At 71.0% G+C, this 8,168-nt stretch carries 10 protein-coding genes; 3 read left to right on the top strand and 7 right to left on the bottom strand.

Going from position 1 to position 8,168, the window contains the following annotated elements:
- The 3 genes from HG543_RS48925 to HG543_RS48915 all read left to right on the top strand — a co-directional run.
- Positions 1-288: thiamine phosphate synthase (locus HG543_RS48925; protein WP_169351855.1), on the top strand; the 288-nt coding region annotated here is incomplete at its 5' end.
- A gap of 21 nt (positions 289-309) precedes the next feature.
- On the top strand, positions 310-1,074 hold the full coding sequence (locus HG543_RS48920; protein ID WP_169351854.1) for a gamma-glutamyl-gamma-aminobutyrate hydrolase family protein: 765 nt from the start codon (positions 310-312) through the stop codon (positions 1,072-1,074).
- A complete protein-coding gene (locus HG543_RS48915; protein WP_169351853.1) occupies positions 1,071-1,805 on the top strand; it encodes a bifunctional hydroxymethylpyrimidine kinase/phosphomethylpyrimidine kinase in 735 nt (244 codons plus the stop codon). The genes HG543_RS48920 and HG543_RS48915 overlap by 4 nt, the downstream gene beginning before the upstream one ends.
- Here HG543_RS48915 and dnaB read toward each other — a convergent pair whose 3' ends face one another.
- The 7 genes from dnaB to rpsF all read right to left on the bottom strand — a co-directional run bounded on the left by dnaB (position 1,806) and on the right by rpsF (position 7,927).
- Positions 1,806-3,170 (bottom strand): replicative DNA helicase, encoded by a 1,365-nt coding sequence (gene dnaB, locus HG543_RS48910; RefSeq protein WP_169351852.1) that lies wholly within the window; start codon positions 3,168-3,170, stop codon positions 1,806-1,808.
- 101 nt (positions 3,171-3,271) lie between these two features.
- Positions 3,272-4,042, bottom strand: a complete 771-nt coding sequence (locus tag HG543_RS48905; RefSeq protein WP_169351851.1) for a LytR/AlgR family response regulator transcription factor — start codon at positions 4,040-4,042, stop codon at positions 3,272-3,274.
- Positions 4,039-5,166 carry a sensor histidine kinase gene (locus HG543_RS48900; RefSeq protein ID WP_169351850.1) on the bottom strand — a complete coding sequence of 376 codons (1,128 nt, stop codon included), beginning with the start codon at positions 5,164-5,166 and terminating at the stop codon, positions 4,039-4,041. The genes HG543_RS48905 and HG543_RS48900 overlap by 4 nt, the downstream gene beginning before the upstream one ends.
- A gap of 7 nt (positions 5,167-5,173) precedes the next feature.
- Positions 5,174-6,340 (bottom strand): acyltransferase family protein, encoded by a 1,167-nt coding sequence (locus tag HG543_RS48895; RefSeq protein WP_169351849.1) that lies wholly within the window; start codon positions 6,338-6,340, stop codon positions 5,174-5,176.
- Positions 6,341-6,519: 179 nt separating this feature from the next.
- Positions 6,520-6,963, bottom strand: coding sequence for a 50S ribosomal protein L9 (rplI, locus tag HG543_RS48890; protein ID WP_169351848.1), 444 nt, complete (start codon positions 6,961-6,963; stop codon positions 6,520-6,522).
- A gap of 26 nt (positions 6,964-6,989) precedes the next feature.
- Positions 6,990-7,406 carry a 30S ribosomal protein S18 gene (gene rpsR / locus HG543_RS48885; protein WP_169351847.1) on the bottom strand — a complete coding sequence of 139 codons (417 nt, stop codon included), beginning with the start codon at positions 7,404-7,406 and terminating at the stop codon, positions 6,990-6,992.
- 50 nt (positions 7,407-7,456) lie between these two features.
- Positions 7,457-7,927 carry a 30S ribosomal protein S6 gene (rpsF, locus tag HG543_RS48880; protein ID WP_169351846.1) on the bottom strand — a complete coding sequence of 157 codons (471 nt, stop codon included), beginning with the start codon at positions 7,925-7,927 and terminating at the stop codon, positions 7,457-7,459.
- Between the last annotated feature and the right edge of the window lie 241 nt (positions 7,928-8,168).

The following is an 8,168-nucleotide window of genomic DNA, read 5'->3' as shown; positions in this document are numbered from 1 at the left end:
GCGCTGGCGGCGGGCGCGGACTACGTGGGCGTGGGGCCCCTCTTCGGCACCACGACGAAGCAGGTGCCCGCGCCGGTGCTGGGCCTGGAGGCCTTCGCCGCGGTGGTGCGGGACAGCCCGTTGCCGGTGGTGGGCATTGGCGGCGTGGGGCTGGACAACATCGCCCGGGTGGCGGCCACGGGGGCTCATGGCGCGGCGGTGGTGTCCGACGCCCTGCTCGCCGAGGACATCGCCGAGCGTGTGCGGCGGTTGGTGGCGGCGTTTGAACAGGGCAGGGCGGGGCACTAGCCTCGACGGCCCGAGGACTCCATGAACAACCATCCGCGTCACCATGGGCCGCCGCCGCGCCGCCCCAACATCGGCATCACCCCGGACTGGACCCAGCCCGCGGACCAGGCCTTCGCCCGCTACGAGCTGAAGGTGCCCTACTCGGACGCGGTGCTGCGCGCGGGGGGCCTGCCCTTCGTGCTGCCGTACTCGGACGACCCGACGTGCGTGGAGGCGTACCTGGACCGCGTCTCCGGGGTGCTCGTCACTGGCGGCGCCTTCGACATCCCCCCGGAGGTGTACGGCGAGTCCGCGCGCGAGGGCCTGGGCGCGCTGAAGGAGGGGCGCACCGCGTTCGAGGCGGCGCTGATGCGCGGCGCGCTCAAGCGCAACATGCCCGTGTTGGGCATCTGCGGCGGCATGCAGCTGCTCAACGTCGTCCTGGGCGGCACGCTGTTCCAGGACATCGGCCGCGAGGTGGCGGGCGCGCGCGAGCACGAGCAGAAGCATGACCGCACGCAGCCGCAGCACCCGGTGGACGTGAAGAGCGGCACGCTGCTGGCGGAGGCGGTGGGACACGGCCAGCTCATGGTCAACTCCACGCACCATCAGGCGGTGCGGGCGACGGGCAAGGACGTGGTGGTGTGCGCGGTGGCGCCGGACGGCGTGGTGGAGGCCGTCGAGTCCACCGTCCACGTCTTCGCGGTGGGCGTGCAGTGGCACCCCGAGTACATGGCCACGACGATTCCCGTGCACAACGGCCTGTACAAGTCCTTCGTGCAGAAGGCGCGCGAGCACCGGCGTTGAACCCCCGCGTCCTCCTGCTGGCCGGACACGAGCCCACGGGAAGGGCGGGGCTCCTGGCGGACCTGGCCGCCGTGCTGGAGCGCGGCGGTCAGCCGGTGGCCGTCCCCACCGCGCAGACGGCGCAGGGCACCACCACCTTCACGTGGACGGCCTCCGCGCCGCGCGTGCTGGCCGCGCAGATTGCCGCCGCGCGCGAGCTGGGGCCGCTGCATGCGGTGAAGTGGGGCATGGTGCCCGGCCCCGCGCAGCTGTCCGCCGCGAGCCGGGCGCTGGAGGGCACGGACGCGTGGTGGGTGGTGGACCCGGTGGTGCGCACCTCGCGGGGCGAGCCGCTGACGCGCCTGTCCGCGCGGGCCTACCTGTCGCTGGCGGGGCCGCGCGTGGTGCTCACGCCGAACCTGGACGAGACGGCGTGGCTCTTGCGCCGGCCGGTGCCGCGCACGGTGGAGGAGGCCGCCACGGCCGCCGAGGCACTGGCGCGGTACGGCTTCGGCGCGGTGCTGGTGAAGGGCGGGCACCTGCCGGACGTGGAGGGCCTGGCGGACGTGCTGGCCACGCCGGAGCGGGTGCGCGTGCTGCGCGGCGAGTGGCTGCGGCGCGCGCCCGGGCGCCGTGGCACCGGGTGCCGGCTGGCGTCCGCGCTGGCCACGGAGCTGGGGCGCGGGCGCGCGATGGAGGCCGCGGTGAAGGCGGCGCGCGGGCTGGTGGTGCGCTACCTGCGCGCCGGGTAGCTACTCGCCGCGGGACCGGCTCTCGAAGCGGGTGAACTCCGAGAGGAACACCAGGTCGACGGAGCCCACCGGGCCGTTACGCTGCTTGGCGATGATGAGCTCCACGGGGATGACGGAGCTGGTGGGCGGGGGCGCGCCGTCCGCGCCGCCCTCCGGCTCCTCGCGGTGGATGAACATCACCACGTCGGCGTCCTGCTCGATGGAGCCGGACTCACGCAGGTCCGACAGCATGGGCTTGCCGCCCTTGCGCTCCTCCACCTTACGGTTGAGCTGGCTGAGCGCGATGATGGGAACCTCCAGCTCCTTGGCCAGCTGCTTGAGCGCGCGGGAGATTTCCGCGACTTCCAGCTGGCGGCTCTCCACCTTGCCCTTCTGGTGCATGAGCTGGAGGTAGTCGATGACGAGCAGCGACAGGCGCGGGTCCTTCTGCTTCACGCGCCGCGCCTTGGCGCGCAGGTCGAACGGGGACAGGCCGCCCGAGTCGTCGATGTAGATGGGCGCGTTGTAGAGCGCGCCCGCCATCTCCTGGAACTTCTCCTCGTCATGTGGCGTCAGCCGGCCGCCGCGCAGCTTCTTCATGTCCACGCGCGCGGTGGAGGCGAGCAGACGCATCAGCAGCTGGTCCGCGGGCATTTCGAGGCTGAAGATGCCGACGGCCTTGTTCTCCTTCAGCGCCGCGTGCACCGCGATGTTCATCGCGAAGGACGTCTTGCCGATGCCGGGTCGCGCCGCGAGGATGATGAGCTCGCCGGCGTGCAGGCCGGTGAGCTGCATGTCCAGGTCGATGTAGCCGGTGGACAGGCCCGTCACGCCCGTGGACGCGGCCTTCATCTTGTCGAGCAGGTCGAGCGTCTGCTCCATCAGCTCGCTGACCGGCCGCAGGTCTCCCTCGCGCTTCTTCTCCGCGAGGAGGAACACCTTGCGCTCGGCCTCGTCGAGCAGGACCTCCAGCTCGCCCGTCTCCGAGCTGGCGAGCTCTTGAATCTCCTTGCCCACGTGGGCAAGGCGCCGACGGATGGCCTGGTCCTTGACGATCTGCGCGTACTGGACGGCGTTGGACGCCAGCGGCACCACCTGGTCCAGGCGCATCAGGTACGCGGGACCGCCCACCGCGACGAGCTGCCCGAGGACCTTCAGCTCCTCGGCCAGGGTCAGGTGGTCGACCTGCTTGGACTGGCCGTCCAGCTTCAGCATCGCCGCGAAGATCTGCGCGTGCGCGGGGCTGGAGAAGTCGTCCGGGTGGACCACTTCGCCTACCGAGGCGATGAGGCTGTTGTCCGCGAGCACGGCGCCCAGCACCGCACGCTCCGCCGCCAGGTCTTCGTGGACGCGGCGGCCTTCTCTCATGTCGAGGACGTTTTCCATGGCTGCCTGCCCACTCTACAGGCAGCCCTGACATGGCTACAGTTTTCGGCTACAGACCTGTAGCAGCGGGTGGGAGATGGGGGGCGGCCCTACCCGCCGGCTCACCCTGGAAGCCCCCACCGTGCGAGGAAGGTCTCACGCCATGTACGGCTGAGCACCACGGTGCTGCCGTCCACGAGGATGAGGATGCCGTCCCCGTGCGTCCAGGGCTCCAGGCGCGCCACGGCGTCCAGGTTGACGATGTCGCCCCGGTGCACGCGCACGAAGCGCTCCGGATCCAACCGCTCCTCCAGCGCGCGCAGGCTCTGGCGGATCAGATGCTCGCCCTGGTCGGTGTGGAGGCGCACGTACTTGTCCTCGGAGGACAGACGCCGGACGGAGTCCAGCTTCAGGGGCACCCAGGCCTCGCCCACCTTCACCACGAGCCGCTCCAGCGGGCGCGCGGGGCCTGCGCGGGCCGGGTCCTCCAGCAGCGCCCGGAGCTTCCCGCTGTCCTTCTTCCCGCCGACGAGCAGCGCGTGCGCCTTGTCGAGCGCCCTGCCGAAGCGGCCCGCGTCGTAGGGCTTGAGGAGGTAGTCCACCGCGTGCGCCTCGAAGGCCTTCAGTGCGAAGGCGTCGTAGGCGGTGGAGAAGATGACGGCGGGGGCGTCCTCCGGGCCGAGCGCTTCGAGGACCTCGAAGCCGGTGAGGCCGGGCATCTGCACGTCGAGCACCAGCAGGTCCGGACGCAGGGATTCGATTCGCTCCAGGGCCTCCGTCCCGTCCGCGGCCTCGCCCGCGAGGGCGAAGCGCGTGTCGTCCGCGAAGAGGCGCTTCACCTTGGCACGAGCGGGGGCTTCGTCGTCGACGACCAGGACGGTGAAGGGAGTCATGCCGGCACCTCGCGCGGCAGCCACAGCGATACGCGCGCGCCGCCCTCGGGGCCCTGCCCGCGCTCCATCCGCGCCCGTCCGCCGTGCAGCAGCGCGAGGATGCGCTCCAGGTGCGTCAGCCCCACGCCGGGGCCCGTGGCGGGAGAGGCCTCACCGAAGCCACGCCCCGTGTCCTCCACCTCCAGCCGCCATCCGGCGCCGTCCTCGCGGGCACGGATGCGCACCTCCAGCGCCTCCCGCCGGTCCTGGTTGTGCTTCACCGCGTTCTCCACCAGCGCCTGCAGCGCGAAGCAGGGCACGCGTGCGTCCTCCAGCCCGGGCGCGACGTCCCATCGCACCGTCACGCGCTCGCCGAACCGCGCGGCCAATAACGCCACGAAGCGCTCGGTATGCGCGCGCTCCTCCGCGAGCGTCCACGTGGGCTCCCGCCGGTCGAGGCTCGCGCGCAGCAGTCCTCCGAGGTCACTCAGCAGCCGGTCCGTGCGCGCGAGGTCCTCGTACATCACCGAGCTGATGGTGTTCAGCGCGTTGAAGAGGAAGTGCGGGTGGAGCTGTCCGGTGAGCGCCTGGAGCCGCGCGGTCCGCAGCTCACTCTCCAGCTCGGCCTGCCGGAGCACCCGTGCTTGCCGCTCGCGCCACGCGTTGAGGAGGCTCCACACGGTGGCGGCGGCCGCGTACAGGATGAGGTCCTTCTGCGCCTCCATGGGGATGCGGAAGGCCAGGTCCCCGTAATGGTACGGGCCCCAGCCGAACAGCGCGTAGAGCGGGTACCTCGGTGGCACCATCAGCGCGATGTGCAGGGCGGTGAAGAGCAGGTAGCCCGCCGCGTGGATGCCCAGGAAGCGCGCCCAGCCCACGTGGGGCCCCGGTGCGTTGAGCACCGCTGTCTGGATGACGGGCAGCGCGGCCCAGGCGCCCAGCGCCCCGGTGATTTCCCAGACGAACGGCTCCCGGCCGGGGACGGTGCCTCCATCCCCGAGGATGGTGAGCGTCACCGTCATTCCGTTCCACAGCCCCACGCCGAGGAAGAGGCCGAACAGCGCCCAGACGGGTCGCGCGCGAAGGCGCGGCCACCGCCAGCCGGCTTCACGCAGCGGAGTGCTTTCGATGGAGTGGGGTGCCATGGGTGCGTCAGCCAGTATGCCCCGCCTCCATCATCCGGGGAGCCCCGGCCCGGGTGGCACGCGGCTTCATCCCGAAGCAGGGCCGCAGCCAGGGCATGCGGGCGATGCCCTCGCTCAGGGCCCAGGTGGCGCCGAAGGTCGTCACCAGCACCAGCCCGAAGAGCGCCCACGGGCCCACCGGCAGCGAGAGGAACGCGTACCCCACGACGACGATGACCGTCTGGTGGAGGATGTAGAACGGATAGGACAGCTCCTGCGCATGCTTCAGCCAGGGGCGGCGCACGCGGATGCACGCGCGCGCCCAGGCCAGCGCGGTCAGGATGAAGAGCCACAGGGCGGCCTGCGCCCCGAGCACCTCCGGCACCAGCGGGAACTCGCTCTCCGGCACCATGATGGCGAAGAGCACCCCGCTTGCCGCCAGCAGCGCGCGCCGCCGCTCCACCAGGTGGTCCCATACGCGCGGGCAGCGGCCCAGCACGTGGCCCAGCAGGAAGAGCAGGCCGTAGTGGCCGAACGTCCGCGGGTCGTCGAACAGCGCATGCGTCTCCGGGTAGCCATGCAGCAGCAGCCCGTTGAGCGCGAGCGGCGCGAACAGCCACGCCACGTTCCACCCCCGGCACAGCCACTCCTCCACGCGCGAGAGGACCGCCTGCCCGCGCGCCGTGCCCAGCGCGGCGAAGAGGGGCAGCGCCAGCATGCAGTAGGCGAAGAGGTACGCGACGAACCAGAGGTGGTGCCAGCTGAAGCTGCCGGCGGGGTAGGGCACCAAGTCGAACACCGAGGGGTAGAACTCCGCGTAGCCGCCCTGGAACCGGCCGCGGAACAACTGCTCCACGTAGATCTGCGGCGGCACCACCACGAAGATGCCGAAGACCAGCGGCCAGAGCAGCCGCTTCACGCGGTCCGACGCGAAGGCCCCCAGCGAGCGCCGCCCCAGGGCGAGCGCCGTGCCCACGCCCGAGATGAACATCAGCAGCGGCATGCGCACGTGGTGCAGGACCTCCATCACCGGTTCCAGCACCGGCAGGGCCTGGGCGCTCTTCACGTGCCAGTCCCAGGTGTTGAACATCATCCCCGTGTGGAACAGGTGCAGCACGAGGATGGCCACCACCCGGAGCCAGTCCAGCTCGGGGCGGTGTCCTCCAGCGGTGCGCGGCGTGGCATCGGTGCTCATGGGTGAGCCTCCTTTGCCTCCGGATACGCACGTCGCGCCGGGCGCTCCACGCGGATGTCGCGGGACGGACCGGACGCGGCGCGAGCCGGACCCGCCAGCGCCGGGCGAGCGGAAAAGCGAAAGGCCGCCCGGGTCTCCCCGGACGGCCTCTCTGACTTCCGTCGGTCAGACGGCGATGGCTACTCGGCCACCACGTCGACCTTGATCTTCGCCGTCACCTCGCGGTGCAGCCGGAGCTCCACCTCGAAGTTGCCCGTGGACTTGATGGGCTCGGGCAGGTGGATGGAACGACGGTCCACCTGCTGGCCCTGGGCGGCGACCGCCTCGGCGATGTCCAGCGCGGTGACGGAGCCGAACAGCTTGTCCTGCTCGCCCACCTTGCGCTTGATGGTCACCTTGATGGCGCCCACCTTCTTCGCCTGCTCCTCCGCCGCGCCCTTCAGCTTGGCGTTGCGGGCGGTGATGACCGCCTTCTCGTGCTCGAGCTGGCGCATGTTCTGCTCGCTCGCGAGAACCGCCTTCTTGCGAGGCAGCAGGTAGTTGCGGCCGAAGCCGTCCTTCACGGTGACGAGGTCCCCGGACTTGCCGAGGTTCTCGATGTCCTCACGCAGAATGACCTTCATGTTCAGTCTCCTGTGCGGACCGGCGGCTAGCCGACCACCGCGTTGTAGGGGAGGAGCGCGATGCCACGGGCGCGCTTGATGGCCACCGCCACCTCGCGCTGGTGCTTGGCGCAGTTGCCCGAGATGCGGCGGGGGATGATCTTGCCGCGCTCGGTGACGAAGTACTTCAGCGTCGCCTGGTCCTTGAAGTCCACGGCGGCGTTCTTCTCGGCGCAGAAGCGGCAGACCTTCTTGCGGCCGAAGCCGCGGCCACCGCCACGCTTGTCGTCGTCGCCACCCATCCCGCGGTCGCCGCGGTCACCGCCGCGGTCACCCCGGTCACCACCGCGGTCGCCACGGTCTCCACCGCGGCCGCCACCGAAGCCACCACCACCGCCGCCGCCGAAGCCGCCCGTGCGGCCCGCAGGCGCAGCGCCCGTCTTGCTCTCAGTTCCGTTGCTCATGAGCGTTCTCGATTCCTGGATTGGTCCCTAGGGAATTGACCCGGTGGCCCTCAGGCCTCCTCGGTCGACTCCTCGTCCGCACCCTCAGCCGCGTCGTCACCGCGGAAGCCACCCTCGCGGTCCGCGGGGGCGCCACCCGGACGGGTCTCCTCGACGTCGCCGGCCAGCTTCAGGTCCTCGAGGACCGGACGGCTCTCGGGGTCCACCTCGTCGGCGACCTTCACGGAGATGTAGCGGGACACCTCGTCGAAGTTGCGGAGGTTGCGCTCCACCTCGGCCACCAGCTTGGAGCTGCCCAGGTAGCTGGCGTGCACGTAGATGGCGCGGGGCTGCTTCGCCACGGGGAACAGGGTCTTCTTCTTGCCCCACACCGTGAAGCGAATCACCTTGCCACCCTCACGGCCAACGATGCCGCGGACGCGCTCCTTGAGCTTGTCCACGTTGTCGTCCGTCAGGTCCGGCTTGACCAGGAAGATGGTCTCGTACTCACGAAGCCGCTTCGCGGCCTGCGTCTCAGCCATTGTTTTCTCTCCCCTTGGGGTCGAGTGCCCCCCGGACCATCCGGGGAGCGGGGAAACGGTCGGTGGCCCTCAGGAGGACCGTCCGCCGGGGACGGGAAACCGCGCGCCCGTCACCTTCGCGCTACGTCCCGTGTCGAACACGGGAAGCTGTGAAAGAACATCCCACCGGAGCTTCCTCCAGCGGGGGAACGCGCCTTCTAGGAGGGGGCCCCCTCCAAGTCAAGCGGCCGGAGGGCCTGCC

It is taken from the genome of Pyxidicoccus fallax (assembly GCF_012933655.1).
Taxonomy (GTDB): domain Bacteria; phylum Myxococcota; class Myxococcia; order Myxococcales; family Myxococcaceae; genus Myxococcus; species Myxococcus fallax.
The sequence above is the reverse complement of the archived record's forward strand: the minus strand, read 5'-3'. Positions and strand labels throughout refer to the sequence as shown.